The sequence below is a fragment of the Helicobacter enhydrae genome, assembly GCF_001693335.1.
Classification (GTDB): Bacteria; Campylobacterota; Campylobacteria; order Campylobacterales; family Helicobacteraceae; genus Helicobacter_G; species Helicobacter_G enhydrae.
In genome coordinates, this window is the sequence record NZ_CP016503.1 from 1,057,659 (window position 1) to 1,074,918 (window position 17,260).

The 17,260-nt window shown below is 40.1% G+C and carries 13 protein-coding genes and 1 pseudogene; 5 read left to right on the forward strand and 9 right to left on the reverse strand.

Features of this window, described 5'->3' with window-relative positions; all coding sequences use genetic code 11:
- The first annotated feature begins 796 nt into the window (after positions 1–796).
- From BBW65_RS05010 to BBW65_RS05030, 4 genes and pseudogenes are all read left to right on the forward strand, one after another.
- The gene (locus tag BBW65_RS05010; RefSeq protein WP_066340575.1) at positions 797–5,338 is read left to right on the forward strand and encodes an autotransporter outer membrane beta-barrel domain-containing protein; all 4,542 of its coding nucleotides are present in this window, start codon (positions 797–799) and stop codon (positions 5,336–5,338) included.
- Between the two features lie 1,069 nt (positions 5,339–6,407).
- A pseudogene (groES, locus tag BBW65_RS05020) lies at positions 6,408–6,677 on the forward strand (co-chaperone GroES); the annotation flags it as partial.
- 18 nt (positions 6,678–6,695) lie between these two features.
- The gene (gene groL / locus BBW65_RS05025) at positions 6,696–8,333 is read left to right on the forward strand and encodes a chaperonin GroEL (protein ID WP_066340580.1); all 1,638 of its coding nucleotides are present in this window, start codon (positions 6,696–6,698) and stop codon (positions 8,331–8,333) included.
- Between the two features lie 134 nt (positions 8,334–8,467).
- Positions 8,468–9,532 (forward strand): glycosyltransferase family 8 protein, encoded by a 1,065-nt coding sequence (locus BBW65_RS05030; protein ID WP_066340582.1) that lies wholly within the window; start codon positions 8,468–8,470, stop codon positions 9,530–9,532.
- 56 nt (positions 9,533–9,588) lie between these two features.
- Here BBW65_RS05030 and BBW65_RS05035 read toward each other — a convergent pair whose 3' ends face one another.
- Positions 9,589–11,487 carry an NAD(P)-binding protein gene (locus tag BBW65_RS05035; protein WP_066340584.1) on the reverse strand — a complete coding sequence of 633 codons (1,899 nt, stop codon included), beginning with the start codon at positions 11,485–11,487 and terminating at the stop codon, positions 9,589–9,591.
- A 100-nt stretch (positions 11,488–11,587) separates the two neighbouring features.
- Here BBW65_RS05035 and BBW65_RS08100 point away from each other — a divergent pair, with 100 nt between their 5' ends.
- Positions 11,588–11,716: a hypothetical protein gene (locus tag BBW65_RS08100; protein WP_267886401.1), complete on the forward strand. Its 129-nt coding sequence runs from the start codon at positions 11,588–11,590 to the stop codon at positions 11,714–11,716.
- 12 nt (positions 11,717–11,728) lie between these two features.
- Here the strand turns inward: BBW65_RS08100 and BBW65_RS05040 are convergent, their stop codons facing one another.
- The 8 genes from BBW65_RS05040 to BBW65_RS05075 all read right to left on the reverse strand — a co-directional run bounded on the left by BBW65_RS05040 (position 11,729) and on the right by BBW65_RS05075 (position 16,874).
- Positions 11,729–12,673, reverse strand: a complete 945-nt coding sequence (locus BBW65_RS05040; RefSeq protein ID WP_066340587.1) for an alpha/beta hydrolase — start codon at positions 12,671–12,673, stop codon at positions 11,729–11,731.
- Positions 12,674–12,684: 11 nt separating this feature from the next.
- Positions 12,685–13,608: a glycosyltransferase family 2 protein gene (locus tag BBW65_RS05045; RefSeq protein ID WP_066340589.1), complete on the reverse strand. Its 924-nt coding sequence runs from the start codon at positions 13,606–13,608 to the stop codon at positions 12,685–12,687.
- Between the two features lie 27 nt (positions 13,609–13,635).
- Positions 13,636–13,893, reverse strand: a complete 258-nt coding sequence (gene rpsR, locus BBW65_RS05050) for a 30S ribosomal protein S18 (RefSeq protein ID WP_066340590.1) — start codon at positions 13,891–13,893, stop codon at positions 13,636–13,638.
- 9 nt (positions 13,894–13,902) lie between these two features.
- Complete coding sequence (locus tag BBW65_RS05055; RefSeq protein ID WP_066340593.1) at positions 13,903–14,382, reverse strand: single-stranded DNA-binding protein; 480 nt, start codon at positions 14,380–14,382, stop codon at positions 13,903–13,905.
- Positions 14,383–14,397: 15 nt separating this feature from the next.
- Positions 14,398–14,841, reverse strand: a complete 444-nt coding sequence (gene rpsF / locus BBW65_RS05060; RefSeq protein ID WP_066340596.1) for a 30S ribosomal protein S6 — start codon at positions 14,839–14,841, stop codon at positions 14,398–14,400.
- A gap of 76 nt (positions 14,842–14,917) precedes the next feature.
- Positions 14,918–15,913 (reverse strand): DNA polymerase III subunit delta, encoded by a 996-nt coding sequence (gene holA, locus BBW65_RS05065; protein WP_066340599.1) that lies wholly within the window; start codon positions 15,911–15,913, stop codon positions 14,918–14,920.
- Positions 15,910–16,368: a hypothetical protein gene (locus BBW65_RS05070; RefSeq protein ID WP_066340602.1), complete on the reverse strand. Its 459-nt coding sequence runs from the start codon at positions 16,366–16,368 to the stop codon at positions 15,910–15,912. Before BBW65_RS05070 ends, holA begins: the two co-directional genes overlap by 4 nt.
- Positions 16,369–16,370: 2 nt before the next feature.
- The gene (locus tag BBW65_RS05075) at positions 16,371–16,874 is read right to left on the reverse strand and encodes a glycosyltransferase family A protein (RefSeq protein WP_066340604.1); all 504 of its coding nucleotides are present in this window, start codon (positions 16,872–16,874) and stop codon (positions 16,371–16,373) included.
- Positions 16,875–17,260: the final 386 nt, after the last annotated feature.

A 17,260-nucleotide genomic window follows, 5' to 3' on the forward strand; every position in this document is an offset into this window, starting at 1 on the left:
CTTCCTAACTCTTTGATTCCTAGAATCTCTTAGATTCTCTTTTTGGGGTTTGTTTTACCAAAGCACACATTCTAATCACCAAATCCCACTTTGCTTTTTTCTTATAAGGGGGACAAGGGGGTTTATTGCGAGGCACCCCCTTATCCCCCTTAAAATCCCCCAAACCCCTGCCCGCTTTTTGTGTGACAACACAACGATAGAGTGCAATGTTTGAGTTTGATTCTTGTTTGTTGTTTTGTTGATTTGATTTTAGATTTATTGATTTGATTCTAGTTTTTGCATTTATTTCTTAGAATCTTTAGAATCTCCATAAAAACCCCTGATCAATTTATAAACCCAACTACTTCAAAAAATCAATAGGAAACCGCTTCCCAAACCAACCTTGTAGAACCAAAAAAGATTCTAAGTCAATGTAATCTTGAACAAGCCTTGCTAATGCAATGCTGGGGTTATGGGGGTTGTTAAGGGGGATAAGGGGAACGCTGCTATAAGTTCCCCTTGACCCCCTTAAGAGAGATCCTAGAGGATTCTAGAATTGTATAAAGGGTGCTTTGCTCAAGCCGACTTGAAAAAAGATTCACACCAACTTTGAATCACCTCAAAACCACCCTTTTGCCAAAAGCAAAACCCAAAAAAAGTTTCAAACCAACTTTGAGACATCACAAAGCCAATAGACTATAAACAAAAAGGGTAATTTGATAATAGATACCAACTTCAAACCCTTTGTGCTAGAATTAATCAACCTAGCTCATTGACATTTGAAATGTTTGAGCGACAAACCCACAAAGGAACAGAGATGGAAAAACGATGCGATAGATTTGATTTAACTCTTTTGAAGCCTATGGTGGCTAGTTCTTTGGCTTTGGCATTGAGTATCAGTGGGGTAAGTGGGGCAAGTGCTGATTGTGATGCTAGTAGTGGTGCTGTGATTTGCACAGGGGCAAGCGAAGACTCTTTAAGTAGTGCGATGGAAAATCTAAAAAATAATTTTGAATTCAAATCACTTTCAACCCCAAATGGATTCTATCAACCTAATATCAAAAATGGTGGAAGCACTCCTATCACAAACCTTACTTTGCAATTTAGCGGCGAATCTCAAGTCAAAGGTAGTGGTGATGCAGGGAGCTTCAAGATTCAAACAAAAGATACTGATAGATCTTTACGCTTAGACACTGGGACTCAGGGTTTGAAAATGGGAAGCGAGGGGAAAGGCACTCTAGTATTTGATTTTACTAACGCCACAGGTTCAGATAACCATACTATGACACTCAATTTGGGCACTGGCACCGACACAGGCAAACAGGTTTCTTTGTTGGGCAATCTTGAAGTAAAAGGCAAAGAAAAAGCAGAGGGTGATACTAGTCAAGACACATTTGAGGCAACATTAACAGGGGGGATTGAGGGGAATATCACAATCGGCGAATCAAGCAAAGCCTACAATCTCATAAGCAATTTTAATTTTATTAAAACACAAGATCAGACACAAGATGTCATTATTAATGGCAGTATTACAACAAAAGGTGGTGGTGTAATTACAGGACTAACTTTTCAAAAAAGTGGAGTAATTACAGGTAATATCTCCACAGATAAACCTCACGCCAAAACTAACATCACTCTACAAGAGGATAATCTCACCCTCACATTGCAAGGAGAGCAGAATCAACTCACCACTTTTGCTTTGGATAAAAAAGTAACTACCAAAGCCATACTCAAGCTAGGCAAAGATGGTAGCACTACCACGACAAGCATTGCTGAAAGTTTGAATGCTGAAAAGCTTACAATAGAATTCTTGGGGAATCAATCAACCCTCAATCTTGATGGAACAAACACAACAACACTCAAAACCCTCAAAGTCAATGGAACAGAGGGCACTTTCAATGTTAAATCAATCGCAACAATCAATGAGGCAGTAAGTGTAGGAGACAAAAAAACTCTTAATCTTATAGTGGCAGGAAATAAGGTTACTTTTGGCAATAAACTTGAAGCCAAAGAGGGTGGGACAATCAATGTCACTCTTGATGGAATTAGTGGACAAGGACTTCTTAAGTTAGCTGGCGTAGATAATAAACTCACAACGCTTACAGTGAAAGAAAATAAGTATGGACATCTACATCTCACAAATAGTATTTCTAAAGCAACCACTACTTTTACAAGCAATGCGAAAGGAGATAACCTCGAAGTAACTCTTGGAGGCAACATCACTCTTGCTCTAGAGGGTGAAACCAACAAAATCAATACTTTAAAACTGAGTGGTGATACAGCCACACTCAAATTAGGCAAAGATAAAGGCACTAGCACTACAGATATTACTAATGGCATAACAGGTGGTGCGAATCTAACAATAGAACTCTTGGGAACCTCATCAACTCTCAATCTTGGTGGGACAAATAATACAATCAACAAGCTTGATCCAAAAGCTATAGCAAATATTCTCAATCTCACAGCAGACAGCACAACAATCACAGAAGCAGTGAATGTAATATCAGGCAAATATATAAAACTAAACCTTAACCAAGCTAATTCTACACTTACATTGACAGGTGGCTTGACAAATGGTGGTAGTGGCACTCAAATCAATTTCAATCAATCTGGGACATTTGATGGCACAATCACAACCACAAATCACGCTACTACAATTACAACAAAGAGTAATGGGACAATTACTAAGAATATTACACAAAGTGGCAGTGGAAAAAATAACATTAGCTTTGATAGTGGCACTCCTAATCTTACATTAGAAGGAAGTCAAAATCAAATCAATAAAGTTACAATTGGAGCAGGTGCAACATCAGCCACACTCAAATTAGGTAAAGCTAGTAACAATACCACGACAACTATTAAGCAGGATTTAAGTGGTGAAAAACTCACAATACAACTCTTGGGCAATGAAGCAACCCTCAATCTCGGTGGAACAAATACAATCAAAGCTCTTACAACAAATGCTACGACAAATGCCCTTAATCTCACATCAGGCACGACAACAATCACAAATGCAGTAAGTGTAACTAACAAAACCCTTAATATTAATGTTACAGGAACAGGGCTTACTTTTCAAAACGAACTTAAAACCACAGGTGGAGAAATCAACGCTACCCTTGCTGGAGTAGATAAAAATAAAGGCATTCTTACACTAGCTAATGCAAACAACACGCTCACAACGCTTAGTGTTACCGATAAGAAATATGGAAAATTAATTCTTGCAGGAGGTGGTGCAACAACAACTTTTACAGGCAATGTGAGTGGGGATAATCTTGAAGTAACTCTTGGAAACAACACCACTCTTGCTTTAGAAGGCACAACTAACAATATCAAATCTTTAAAACTTAGTGGCAGTGAAGCCACACTCAAACTTGGCAAAAATGGAAACACCACCACAACTATTGGTGGTGGCATAAATGATAAAAAAGAACTTGCATTAGAATTTTTAGGCAATACATCAACCCTCAATCTTGCTGGCTTATATACAATCAAATCCCTTACATTAAATGCCACAACAAGCAAGCTCAAGATTGGTTCAGGTGATGAGGTAACAATCACAGGAGCCGTAAGTGTAGGAGCAAGAAAAACCCTCAATCTTGAAGCACAAGGAGATGGGAAACTAACTATCAATCAGAATCTAAAAGCTACAGGCGGGACTATCAATGTTACGCTTGGAAATAGCCCCTCCCTTACATTGCAAGGCACTCAAAACGCCATTGCCAAACTCACAAGGACTAATGAGAAAAACCATAATGCCACAATCAATCTTTCTAGCCGAGCCGCCAATGCCACTAATAGAGGCACACACCAATACAACACCCTCACCATTGGTACTCTTGATGTGAGCACTTATGGCGATTATATATTCCAACTCTATGCCTCTACAAAACAAGGCACACTAGAGGGATTGGATCCTGCAATTAATGACGCCTATGCGGATCGTGTATTGATTGAAGGCACTCAAAGTAACACAACCATAACAGGACAAATGATTACACTTAATATAGATTCGAATGAGGCTTCAAAACTCACAGAACAAGCCCAAAAGGGTAGTGGCATTGCCCTTGTTACGGTGAAAAACAAAACTGATGGTAAAAAAGGTGCATTGGTGACTTTCAAAGAGGAGCCAACCTTTACTCAAGGTGGGCAGGAAGTGAAAATCAAACTTACAGACAAAAAAACCAACCAAGATGGTGGAGTGAATCCAAGTGGGGGTTACACCACCTATTTCTTAGGCTCGGTCAAACTCGGTGGAGCCGACACAGCCACACAAAAAATCATCTCCTCCGCCCTCTCAATCAACTATGATTTGTTTGTAGCCAACTTCAACTCTATCAACAAAAGACTGGGTGATCTGAGGGGCAACCCCTACACTCAAGGAGTATGGGCTAGAATCTTTGCTGGAGGACAAGAATCAAAGTTTGGCATAGGAAGCCAAAGCACTTATGTGACTTTGCAAAGTGGCTATGATTATGCCTTTGTGTTTGAGGGTGGCAAAACTTATGCAGGAGTCGCCCTCTCTTATGCACGCTCGACAGGCAAAAGCCGCACGATCGAGAGGCAGGGGAGCGTGCGAGGAGCGAAAACGATCAGCCTAGATGGGATCAAATCCCAAGCCTTTGAAATCGCAATCTACAACTCATATCTAGGCGACACAGGATTCTACAACGACAGCATTGCCAAATTCAGCACCATCCATTCAGACTTCCAAATCAGCGATAGTGCCACAGGTAGCCAAACCACCAACTCCGCCTTTTTGCTCTCCAATGAAGCGGGTTATCGCTATGGCTTTGGAGCGATGCGGGATTGGTTTGTGACCCCTCAAGTCGAGATAGGGCTAGGCTATTTGAGTGCCTCTAGCTTCCAAGCTGAACTTGAAGAGGGCAAAGGGCAGACCAACTCTGTCTCAGCGACGCAGGATGCTATCTTGCTTGTGCGTTCAAGGCTAGGGAGCGATGTGGGCAAAGAGTTCAAAGGCGAGAGTTGGGGTGCCTCTCTGTATGTGGGGGGATTCTATGAATATGATGTGCTCAATGGAGGCAAAAGCAACATCAGCTTCACGCCAACAGACACTCCCACCGCGACACAATCCTACGGCTCCAATGGGCGTTTTGTGCTAAATGTCGGGGGCAATGTGAGTGTCAAAGAATCCACAAGGATCTATGTGGATTTTGAAAAGAGCTTTGGGAATCAGTTTGCGACACAATGGCAAATCAACCTAGGGGCGAGGTATAGTTTCGGAGAGCAAGTCATCAAGCTCAAGACATCAGAAGAGAACCCACAAACAGAGCAAGAGAACAAAGCTCCATTGAAAATAGAGAGTGAAACGCTAGAAGGCACAAGCGATAGTGGCAAATAGGCACACTATGTGTGTAATGGGAACGCTTGTCCTAAGCTCCCCTGCCTCCCATTAAGAAAACCCTAGAGATTCTAGAATCATCCCAAAGCCATCTTTTTGCCAAGCAAACCAAAAATAAAACTTTGAGATTCGACAAATTAATTCTCTTTCTTGGGATTGCTTTTGCCAAAGCACACTTCTTGGTTTCCAAATCCCGCTTTGTTTTTTTCTATAAGGGGGACAAGGGGGTTTATTGCGAGGCACCCCCCTTATCCCCCTTAAAATCCCCCAAACCCCTGCCCGCTTTTTGTGTGTTACCCACATTAGTTTGACTTTGTTTTGATTCTTTGAGTTTTAGATTTGTTTTTTTGATTTGATTCTAGTTTCTTAGAATCTTTAGAATCTTTGTGAAAGCATTCTTGATTCTTTGGTTTCTTAGAATCTTTAGAATCTTTTTGCAATTTTTTAAAACTCTAAAAAACACAAACCCCTCACTATTTCAATATAAGCATAAACAACTGCTAACCAAACCAACCTTGTAGAACCAAAAAGGATTCCAAGTCAATGTAATCTTGAACGAGCCTTGCTAATGCAATGCTGGGGTTATGGGGGGTTGTTAAGGGGGATAAGGGGAACGCTGCCCTAAGTTCCCCTTGACCCCCTTAAGAAAAACTCCAAGCCAAGCTTGAGAAACTAGAAAATGTGCTTTTGCAAAACCAAACCCCAAAAGAAAGCTTCAAGCCAACTTTAAATCACCCCAAAGCCGTGCTTTACCCAAACCAAGAATCAAAAAGAAACCTCCAAGAGATTCTAGAATCGCTAAAGAGCAGAGTTCCCCCAAGCCAAAGCCAAAAAAGAGAATTCTAGAGATTTTGGAATCGCCAAAAAGCGTCAAATCGTTTGGGTTTGACACTTATGGATTGACTTTTGGGATCCCAAAGTTCATAAAAATAGCTAATGAAGTTTTAGTGATATAGACTAATATATCTTGATAGATAAAAACTAAATTTACAAAAGTAAATCAAAAAAAAGATAGAATTGTGGCACTTAAAACTTTTAAGTGCTATTTTGATATACAAGGAGTTGCGAAATGAATTTCAAACCATTAGGAAAACGCATTTTGGTAGAAAGACTTGAAGAAGACACGAAAACAAGTTCTGGGATCATCATTCCTGACAATGCCAAAGAGAAGCCTTTGATGGGCAAAATCGTTGCGGTGAGCAAAGAGATCGAGGAGGAGTGCAAATGTGTCGCACTTAATCAGGTCGTTGTTTTTGGAAAATACAAAGGAAGCGAAATCAAGCTAGAGGGCAAAGAATACATCGTTCTTGAAATCGAAGATGTTTTGGGAATCATTGCATAAAATAAGGAGTTAAAAATGGCAAAAGAAATCAATTTTTCAGACAATGCAAGAAATAAACTTTATGAGGGTGTGAAACAATTAAGCGATGCAGTTAAGGTAACTATGGGACCTAGAGGACGCAATGTGTTGATCCAAAAAAGCTATGGTGCTCCTGCAATCACAAAAGACGGCGTGAGTGTAGCCAAAGAAGTAGAGCTTGTAGATCCTATCGCAAATATGGGAGCACAGCTTGTCAAAGAAGTCGCGAGTAAAACTGCAGACGCCGCAGGAGATGGGACAACCACAGCTACTGTGTTGGCTTATAGCATTTTCAAAGAGGGATTGAGAAATGTCACAGCAGGGGCAAATCCAATCGAAGTGAAAAGAGGAATGGATAAGGCAAGCGAGGCGATTATCGAGGAACTCAAAAAGGGAAGTAAAAAAGTAGGCGGCAAAGAGGAAATCGCTCAAGTCGCAACAATCTCTGCAAACTCTGATGAGAAAATCGGAAGCTTGATCGCAGAAGCGATGGAAAAAGTCGGCAAAGATGGCGTGATCACCGTGGAAGAAGCGAAGGGCATCAACGATGAGCTAAGTGTCGTGGAGGGAATGCAGTTTGATCGTGGATATCTCTCACCTTATTTTGTGACAAATAGTGACAAAATGAACGCTCAACTTGACAACCCCTATATTCTTTTGACAGACAAAAAAATCACATCAATGAAAGACATTTTGCCTCTTTTGGAATCCACAATGAAAAGTGGCAAGCCTTTGCTCATCATCGCAGAGGACATTGAGGGCGAGGCTTTGACAACTTTGGTGGTCAATAAGCTCAGAGGTGTGCTCAATGTTGCAGCGGTGAAAGCCCCCGGATTTGGCGATCGTAGAAAAGAAATGCTTAGAGATATTGCAATCCTTACAGGTGGTGAAGTCATTAGCGAGGAGCTTGGAAAAACACTCGAAAACGCTAGTATCGAGGATTTGGGACAGGCTGGAAGAATCGTGATCGACAAAGACAACACAACAATCGTAGATGGCAAAGGAAGTGCAGAGGAAGTCAAGAAGCGTGTGGCAGAAATCCGCACACAAATTGAAAGCACTACAAGCGACTATGACAGAGAAAAACTTCAAGAACGCTTGGCAAAGCTAAGCGGTGGCGTTGCAGTCATCAAAGTAGGGGCAGCAAGCGAAGTTGAGATGAAAGAGAAAAAAGATCGTGTTGATGACGCATTGAGTGCGACAAAAGCAGCGGTAGAAGAGGGGATTGTCATCGGTGGAGGAGCAGCCCTTATCCGTGCAGCACAAAAAGTCAATCTCAATCTCAAAGGAGATGAGCAAATCGGCTATGAGATTATCCTCAGGGCGATCAAAGCACCAATGAAGCAAATCGCTGAAAATGCTGGATACGATGCAGGTGTGGTCGTCAATCAGGTCGAGAGTTGCAAAGAAGATTCTTATGGATTTAACGCAAGTAGTGGAGAATATGTAGATATGTTCAAAGCTGGGATCATCGATCCTCTCAAAGTGGCAAGAGTGGCACTCCAAAACGCAGTGAGCGTTTCAAGTTTGCTTTTGACAACAGAAGCGACAATCAACGACATCAAAGAAGATAAACCCGCGATGCCTGATATGAGCGGAATGGGTGGTATGGGAGGAATGGGCGGGATGATGTAATCCCCCCCCCTCCAACCTCCACAATCTCCACATTTTCAATCTTTTTAAACAAATTTTCTTCATTTGCATTTGGATATAATTTCGCATCGTGACAAATTGTTGCTTTGTTGCCAAATCATTCAAAAGGTTATATTATGCAAGAAATTCCTCTTATGTTTTGTTTTGATTCAAATTATGTTATCCCAGCTTCAGTAGCTTTTTATTCGCTTTTAGAAAGCAATACCCCCCCCCCCCCTACAGAGAACCTAAAATTTAAACTTTTTGTTGTCCATAATGATATTTCCCAAGAAGATCAAGAAAAACTTCAATTGACAATCAAGCCTTTTTGCGATTTTGCCTCTTTGGAATTTATAGATGCAAATCAGTATTTGAAAGATGTTTGGAAAAAAATGTCAAACAAATATCATTTTGCTTATGAGGTGTTTTATAAACTCATTGCACCCAGTCTTTTTCCCCAATATGACAAGATTATTATTTCTGATGTTGATGTGTGTTTTTTGAACGATATAACAAAGAGTTTTTGGGATTTTGATGTTGATGAAGAGTATGTGATTGGAGGTGTTGTTTCCAACGATCCTGATGCGTTTTTTCCTATTCCAAATGTCGGTTGGCGAAGTGGATACAAAAAGTTTAATTCTGAAGAATTGAAGGCAATACAACACGGAATTGATGGAGCTTATCTTATCATTAATCTTAAACAATGGAGAGAAAACAAAATCCAAGAGCGTGCAATTGATTATCTTAAGAAAAGCGTTGGCAAGCTTGTTTTGGCAGAACAAGATGTTTTAGGAGTTATTTCTTTTCCATATATCAAAAAAATCTCTCCTGCCCATATTGTGTGCAATACAAGTTGGGAGGTTTTGGGAAAAGAGTGGAAGGATTTCAAACCCAATGTTTATACACAAGAAGAAATATGGGAAGCACGAGACAAGCCGATTCAGATCCATTTTGCTGGTGCCAACAAACCTTGGAACACACCAAGTGTGCCGATGGCAGATTTGTGGTTTGTTTATCTTTGCAAAACCCCATTTTTACAAGATTACCTTAGAAAAATGGAATCTATTATGTTTCAAAAATTTCAACGCACTTTTTTGCCTTATCGCATTTTGAATTTTGTCAAAAAAAATCCATTGTTTTTCTTGGATACTAGAGTGTATACTCGTATCTTGACTTTAGTTTTTGGGTCTAAAAACTCTTAGGTTATTATAAACGACGAGGGAAGGGTTTGAAAAGATTCAAAACCCCCTCTTAAGCTTTAAACTTCTAGCTCTTCAACTGCACGCATTGCCTCTTCCATCGCAGTATGTGCATAAGCATCCCATGCTGCATCAGAGTTAGCAATTGTGATATTGCCATAGCGTTTTTTGGCTCTAGCGATAATGGCTTCACTCTCTTCTTCATCATCATAAAGAGAATTGAAGGCATAAGAATAGCAATGCCCCCAACGATTTAATGTGATTGCTAGAATGTCTTTTTTGTGATTAAATCCGCTAGAACCTAGCATACCTTGCAATTGCTCTCTTATCATTTCTTCAAGTTTTGAAAAAGGAAGTTCAATAAGGAGGTGGCGTGCAAGTCTTGATTGATCTCTTGCAGTCATACTATCCCCATCTCCCATACCTCTAATAAGAGTGATAGGAGCTCCTACCATATGCACACAAATAGGTTTTTTGGGATCTCTTGGGTGCTTGTATGTCCCAATATCCACAGGATAATCTAACTTCGTTCTTGCATAAAACATCTTAGGCGAATAGATTTCATGCACTCCTAGTTTTTTGAAACTCTCCCAATTTCTTAAGATAACTTTGGTGTGAATAAGAGGCGTTTTGACACATTGGGCTAATGCCTCTTTTTGTTCTGTAGGCATATTAGGGATAATATAAGGAATGGAGCTATTGTAATTTGCCATCACCACTTTTTTGGCAAAAACCTTGTGGATTTTGTTATCTTGTGCGCTTGCATAAAATACTTCTGCTCCCTCTTTGAGATTATTCACACGCACCACCGTGCTATTTAGTCTCAAACGCACAGGTGCTTTTGGCTGATCAAGTTTTGCATAATTGAATTTTGCCAAAACGATTTCATCTACACTTTTTGCACTTGTTACAGAGGGGATTAGTCTTTTTACCATCATTCTTGCGATAGTAGCATTTCCATCTGGAAAATGATAGATATAAGGCTCTGTAATTTCAGCTTCTGCCTCTTCACTAAGTGGGGGGAGTTTGAGTTGATCAAATCCTGGCAAAAATGAACCTCTTGCATCATCACAAGAAACTGAGTCAATGCCTAAGGCTAAAAAGTCATCTGTCATTCCCTCAAAAAAAGAAATGGCTAAAGGAGATAATCCTACTTTGTCTTTGAGAAAATTTTTGTAGCTTGTTTTGGCGACATACTCCTCTCTTTGTTCTGCAGTCATGCCTTCAAGATAGTCGCGTGGGCTTTCGTGAAGCTCAATGAGTTGCTCTTTGTCTTTTTGACTCATAGGAAAATCATTGAAAAAGTCTTTGTAAGAACGCCCATTGATTCTATTTGGTGGAATATCATCTGCAATCATTCTGCGTGGATTTCCACTCACCACGATATCAGAGCCAAAATCTTTTGCATTGAAATACACCCCTCTACCTAATCCCAAATCAGGATAAAAATTCACATCAAAAGCTCTTGCTAGAGCATCAATATCAATGTCAATTTTATTCAAAAATTCAACAACTTCTTTGGAATATAGGGCTTTTGGGGATTGCAAAGATTCGCTGCCTCCATAGCTTAGAATCATTCTATCTTTGAGATGAAACTCATTGCGTCTTGCATGTCCTCCAAAATCATCATGATTATCTAAAATGAGGATTTTAGCTTTTTTGCCCTTTTTGTCTTGGAAAACACAGGCTGCACACAAACCACTAATTCCTGCCCCAACCACTACAAGATCATATTTTTCTTCAGTAGCAATAGAGGAGAAATCAAACTCTTCTCCATCACGCATCAAATGAGCGAAACGATAGCTTTCATTGGTGCTACCTCTTAGTCCCATAAGAGAGGGAGGATAGATTATCTTTTGTGCTTTACCTTGATTTGCAGATAGCAATGATAAGGGGGACATACCAGCAACTACTGCAAGACTAACGCCATTTAAAAAATCTCTTCTTGTAACATGCATTATTTGATCCTTTGAGTTTGGTTAAATTTTCTTTAACATTCTAGCGTGCAAAATTATTGTGCAAATATTTTTGGTAGATTTTGATAACAAAAGAAGGTTATTGTCTACATTGGTTACAAGAGCATTTGTGTGCAAAATCACAGCACTTGTCTATATTGTTTTGTATTGTCAAAGATACGATAACGATGTGAGCAATGAAATCGAAATATGCCCAATCATCTCCATTTAAAGAGCGATGATTTTAGTTTTGAGCAAACACCCCATCAAGCCATTCTTTGATTTCTCTCATCACTTGAGTTTTGTTGGTTTCCAAAAGAAGTTCGTGCCTTGCACCGCTATAAAGGCGTAATTGGACACAATGATAGCCTTGAGAAACAAGGTGTTTGTAGGCTTTGTGTGCACCATTTCCAAACTCTCCACAAGGATCATCATCTCCACTCAAAAACAAAATAGGGAGATCCAAGCGTTTTGCGTTGGGATAGGTGGAGAAAACTTGATGCAGTCCAGCAAATAGCCCCCCAAAAGAATTGAGTGTGAAAGAAAAATTATAATCCTCTCTTTGCTGATAAGCTTTGGCTCCTTCCAAATCTCTTGTGAGCCAAGCATAGTGGGGATTGAGGGGATCTCTGCGTTTGAATTCACGATTGAAGCCCACGACACTAGCTAGATTCATAAGCTTTGTGCCGACTTTGTCGTATTTGAATGCCTCTAATTTTTTGCAAATCTTAGAGCCCAATGAGGCAAAGAAGTTGGGCGAGGGCGTCCCCATCAGAATCAACGCATCTAGCTCTGCTTCGTAGAGTTGCAAATAGCGTCTTGAAAGCAACGAGCCCATCGAATGCCCAAAAAGAACGAAATGCTTGGGATTGAAGCGTTGTTTGAGAATCTTGGTAAGCGTGAGCAAATCCTGCACCGCCCTTTCAAAGCCATTTTCCCCCATCTCTCCAAACCCCACCTCATAATCACCACTTTTCCCACCTATGCTTTCTCCGTGTCCGCGATGATCGCTCACTGCAATCGTGTAGCCCTGCAAACACAAAAAAGTCGCAAAGGCTTCGTATTTGCTTCTCTCCTCAATCATTCCATGAGCGATTTGGATAAGGATATTGTTGGGAGTTTGGGGGCAATACACACTATAGACAATCTCTCCAAAATCACTCTGAAAGCTCAAATGTTCTTTTTGCATTGTTGCAATCCTTATGCTGAAATCCATTTGTGCAATTTTAATCTAAAAGCATTGATTTTATTTTTGTAAAAAGCCTTGAGTTTGACAAAAAGTCTCGGGGGGGGGGTGAGAATAATACGATGCTTTTGAGCCAAAAGTTTGGCACGCTTGAGGTATTCTTTGTCGTTTTTGTAACCTATCGATGCGTGAGTCAAAAAGTGATAAGGCGGTTGAAAATCTTTGAGATAGCCCCTATCTTGATAACAAAGATAAATAGCTTCAAAGACATCGAGCAAATCATAACTTCTGAAATTTGCGTGTGTTGCCATAATGCTATCACTGCGTCGTCGATAGAAATAGGGCATTCCAAAAAAACGCACAAAAGAAGAGGCTTGTGGGGCAATCATATACAAAAACGCTTCATCTTCATAAATCTTGCCTTCCAAAAACTCCACCCCACATCGTTTCAAAAACTCCGTTGCAAACAAAAATCTCCAAACTGCCCCCCCAAATACGATATTGGAAGAACTAGGTGTGCAAACTTGGATCGATTCTTTGCGAGTGGGTTGGATCTCTGGCTGTTGGGTTTCTGAAAAATAAGCAATATTATCATTGCAGACAAAATCGGCTTGATGTGTGGTGAGAGTTTTTAGCATTTCATCAATGTAGCCATTTGATAAATAATCATCACTATCGACAAAGGCGATAAACTCCCCACTTGCTTGTCGCATTCCGACATTTCTTGCTTTACTCAAGCCTCCGTTTTCTTGAGAGATAAGGGTGAAGCGTGAATCTTGGATATATGTTTTTGCGATAGCTTCGCTTTCATCGGTGCTTCCGTCATTGATTAGGATAATCTCAAGATGTGGATAGGTTTGATTGACCAAAGAATCAAGGCATTCTTTCAAATAGGGGGCGACATTGTAGATAGGGACAATTATGCTTACCAAACTCATCAATGTCCTTGATAAGGCTAGGAAGCCTTATGAAAGTTTAAATGGATTTTCAACCACTTTTTTGCGATCAACGATATAAGGAATCAGAGCCATGTGTCTTGCTCTTTTGATCGCTTTTTCTACGCGTTCTTGCCATTTTTTCGTATTGCCTGTTAGGCGTCTTGGCATAATTTTGTAACGCTCTGAGAGAGAGTATTTGAGCATATCGATGTCTTTGTAGTCGATAAACTCAATCTTTGCTTCAGTGTATCGGCAATAGCGTTTTGAATATTTTTTCTTTTCCATATTTCACTCCTAGAATGGGATTTCGTCATCATCAATATTGATTTCAGGAATATTTTGCGTATATTGATGATTTGGTGTTGGGTTATGTTGAGCGTAATTGGCACTTGTGTAGTCCTCTTGAGGCGGCGTATCGTTATTGCGTGGAGCATACGAGCCATTGTCTGCACGCGTGTCAAGCATTTGCATAGCCTCTGCGGTGATGATGTGTCTAGAACGCTTCGCTCCAGTTTGGTCTGTCCAACTCTCAAAAGTCAAACGCCCCTCAATCAAAATCTTGCTCCCCTTCCTAAGATACTGATTGGCAACTTCTGCAGTGCGTCCAAATAGCTTCGCATCCACGAAACAAGTTTCATCGCCTTGTGTGCCATCTTGTTTTTTGTAGCGACGATTTGAAGCGATACCAAGTGTCGCAATCGCACTGCCACTAGGCAAATACCTCAACTCCACATCACGCGTTAGATTCCCAACAATAATCACTTTGTTATACATATTCCAACCTTTGGGTTATACCTCTTGTGTTGCCACTGCAGTTTCTACAGCCTCTGTTTCTTGTTTCGCTGTTTCTCGCGGAGGCTTAGACTCTTCTTTTTTGGGTTTTTTGGCATATTTTGCAGGATTGTTGGCTTTATCCACCAAAGTTTCCCAAGCTTTTTGCTCTTTTTTGCTCACATATTTGATCACAATAAATCGCAAAACATCTTCGTTGATTCTATAAAGTCTCTCAAGCTCTAGAATCAATGCAGGCTCTGCCTTGAAATAAATCACAAAATAATAACCGCGTTTGTTTTTCTTGATTTCATAGGCAAGGTTTCTCATACCCATATCAAGGCAAGTTTCAATCGCACCGCCATTTTTTGTAATCGCCTCTTTGTAAAACTCGATCTTAGCCTTTATCTCTTCTTCTGTGAGAGTGGGCTTGAGGATAAACATCGTTTCATAATGTTTCATTAAAGCTCCTTGTGGATTTTTAGCCTAATTGATGATCAATCAGGCAAGGTCTTTTTAAAATAAAAAGCTCGGCATTTTAGCGTAAAATTTCTTGAAGTTTATTTAAAGCGATGATTGCGTTCAACGCCTTGCCCTTACCCGCAAAGATTGCCAATCTCCAATCTAGCAAAGCCTCAAAGATATGTTGATATTGCCACTCACGCAAAGAACTTGCCTCACGCGTATATCTCTCTGCGATATGTCTTGGCGGGATGTAGCCCAAAATCTCTTTGAGGTCGATGTTACCGCTGATACGCATATGGGCAAAAATTACAAAAAGTCGATAAAAATAAGAAGCGATCGCATTGAGCAATTCCATTTCATCGAGCCCCTCTTCCTCAAGCTGGGCATAGATAGGGAGGACTTGTTTTTTTTCTAGCAATGCTTTGAGCAAATCATCAAATTCTAGATTGCCTAGACTAGAGCAAAGTGCGTCGATGTCTTTGTGCGTGATTTGGTGGTTGTAATGGCTGAATTTTTCAAGCTCTTTGAGGGCAATGCCGAGGTCTCCGTTTTGGAGGTTGAGGAGATAGGTGAGGGTTTGCCCACTGATTTGGAGCTGGTGTTCTTTGGCTTTTTGTGCAAGTATTAGCTGGGATTCTTGCAGGCTGGGTTTGAAGAAACGCACTTCAATCGCACCCGCTCCATTGAAAGCACTTGCCATTTCTTTGCAGTCTTTGGAGTATTCTCCGCTGGTTCTGGCTTCATTGTGATAAAACTCGATGAGCAAAAAATTGTCCGTATTGCTTTGTGTGGCTTTCACTAGTGCTTGTAGCTCTTTTTTGGAAATCTTTTTGTCTATTTTTAGAATCACAAGAGTGCGATCTCCAAAAAGCGAGGATTGCCCCAAAAGACTAAGCACCAAAGCATAATCATATTCGCCAAAATAAAATTTTGAAATATTTTCTGGCTGTGTTGTTTGCTTGGCGATTTGAGACGCATAGTGTTGGATCCAAAAAACCCCATCGCCATAGAGTAGCGTGGCATTTGGCGTCTGTGTTTTCAAAAAATTCTCTAACTCTTGTCTTCTCATTTTGGGTTCTTTAGAAACCTAAGCAGTTTTTGCACATATTTTGCAATAAACGGGAAATGATAGGCTAGTCTAGTTTTAAGTTTCGCATAAGGCAAAAGTCGAGCGAGATCTTGTTTTTTTGCCAAAGTGGGGTTTTCAAGCCAGCAAGACACAGGAGCTTGGGCACAGCTTTTTAAGCAACGCTTAACTAAGGGATGGATTGCAATTAGCTCTTGTTGATCTAGGAGAGAAAGCAAATAATTGCAATTTGTTTGATAGGATTTAAATATTAAATCATTAGGATGTTTCCAAAAAGTTTCTATACAAGAGATAGAGCCTTGTCTTTGGCGGTATAAAAATACACCATCAAAAAAAGAAATTTTATCTGCGGCAAGAAAGAGTTGGAAGCCAAAAATAAGATCTTCATTGATAATCCCTTCGATAAATCTTAAGTCATTATCCTGCACAAGTTTCATTTTTATCCCCCCCCCCCCCAACTAAAAGCAAAATAATTTCCTTCGATTGAAGCAAGATATTCCATCGCTCTACAACTTGAGTCTTGCCTTGTGTATCTTTCCAATGGTTTGCCTTCTTCGCTTATAAACTGCACTCCCCCCAGCAATATATCTGCATCAGGATATTTTGTGGCATTTTCTACCATAGAGACCAAAAAACCTTCACCTATCATATCATCAGAATCAAGAAAAACTAGAATATCATCTCTTTTTGGATTATTTTTCAACACTTCTTCAATTCCGGCATTTCTTGCACTGCTCAAACCTCCATTTTCTTTGCAAATCAAAGTGATGTGTGAATGGTTTAGATATTTTTTGGCAATCTCTCCACTCTTGTCTGTGCTTCCATCATTCACTAAAATGATTGAGGTATTTTGATAGCTTTGATGAAGTATGGATTGAATGCAATCTTGAAGATATTTTTCAACATTATAAAATGGAACAACAACATAAATATGTGGTTTCATTTCTGTCCTTTGTGTTTTGTGTGGATGGTTTTTATCATTCTAGCATATCTTTGAAGTGTTGCAAAACCCCAAATGCCTTTGGTTTTCTCTACAATGGGGTTTGCAGAAACTTGTTGCCAAATGTTGTGTGCCAATGCCTTGAGGCTTGGCTTGATTCTGTTTTTGAAATTGGCTTGAGAGGCTCTATACTCTTTGGTGATTGTTGAGTTGTCGAATCTTGGCTTGAATGAAGCACGGATTCTTGGTTTTTCAAATTTGATGAAATCTTGCTTGAGATTGCTTTTTCAAAAGCACACTTTCTAATCACCAAATCCAACTTTGCTTTTTCTCTATAAGGGGGACAAGGGGGTTTATTGCGAGGCACCCCCCTTATCCCCCTTAAAATC

Coding starts and splice junctions, on each gene's coding strand:
- BBW65_RS05010 (WP_066340575.1), top strand. CDS start 797: ATGGAAAAACGATGCGATAGATTTGATTTAACTCTTTTGAAGCCTATG.
- groL (WP_066340580.1), top strand. CDS start 6,696: ATGGCAAAAGAAATCAATTTTTCAGACAATGCAAGAAATAAACTTTAT.
- BBW65_RS05030 (WP_066340582.1), top strand. CDS start 8,468: ATGCAAGAAATTCCTCTTATGTTTTGTTTTGATTCAAATTATGTTATC.
- BBW65_RS05035 (WP_066340584.1), bottom strand. CDS start 11,487: ATGCATGTTACAAGAAGAGATTTTTTAAATGGCGTTAGTCTTGCAGTA.
- BBW65_RS05040 (WP_066340587.1), bottom strand. CDS start 12,673: ATGCAAAAAGAACATTTGAGCTTTCAGAGTGATTTTGGAGAGATTGTC.
- BBW65_RS05045 (WP_066340589.1), bottom strand. CDS start 13,608: ATGAGTTTGGTAAGCATAATTGTCCCTATCTACAATGTCGCCCCCTAT.
- rpsR (WP_066340590.1), bottom strand. CDS start 13,893: ATGGAAAAGAAAAAATATTCAAAACGCTATTGCCGATACACTGAAGCA.
- BBW65_RS05055 (WP_066340593.1), bottom strand. CDS start 14,382: ATGTATAACAAAGTGATTATTGTTGGGAATCTAACGCGTGATGTGGAG.
- rpsF (WP_066340596.1), bottom strand. CDS start 14,841: ATGAAACATTATGAAACGATGTTTATCCTCAAGCCCACTCTCACAGAA.
- holA (WP_066340599.1), bottom strand. CDS start 15,913: ATGAGAAGACAAGAGTTAGAGAATTTTTTGAAAACACAGACGCCAAAT.
- BBW65_RS05070 (WP_066340602.1), bottom strand. CDS start 16,368: ATGAAACTTGTGCAGGATAATGACTTAAGATTTATCGAAGGGATTATC.
- BBW65_RS05075 (WP_066340604.1), bottom strand. CDS start 16,874: ATGAAACCACATATTTATGTTGTTGTTCCATTTTATAATGTTGAAAAA.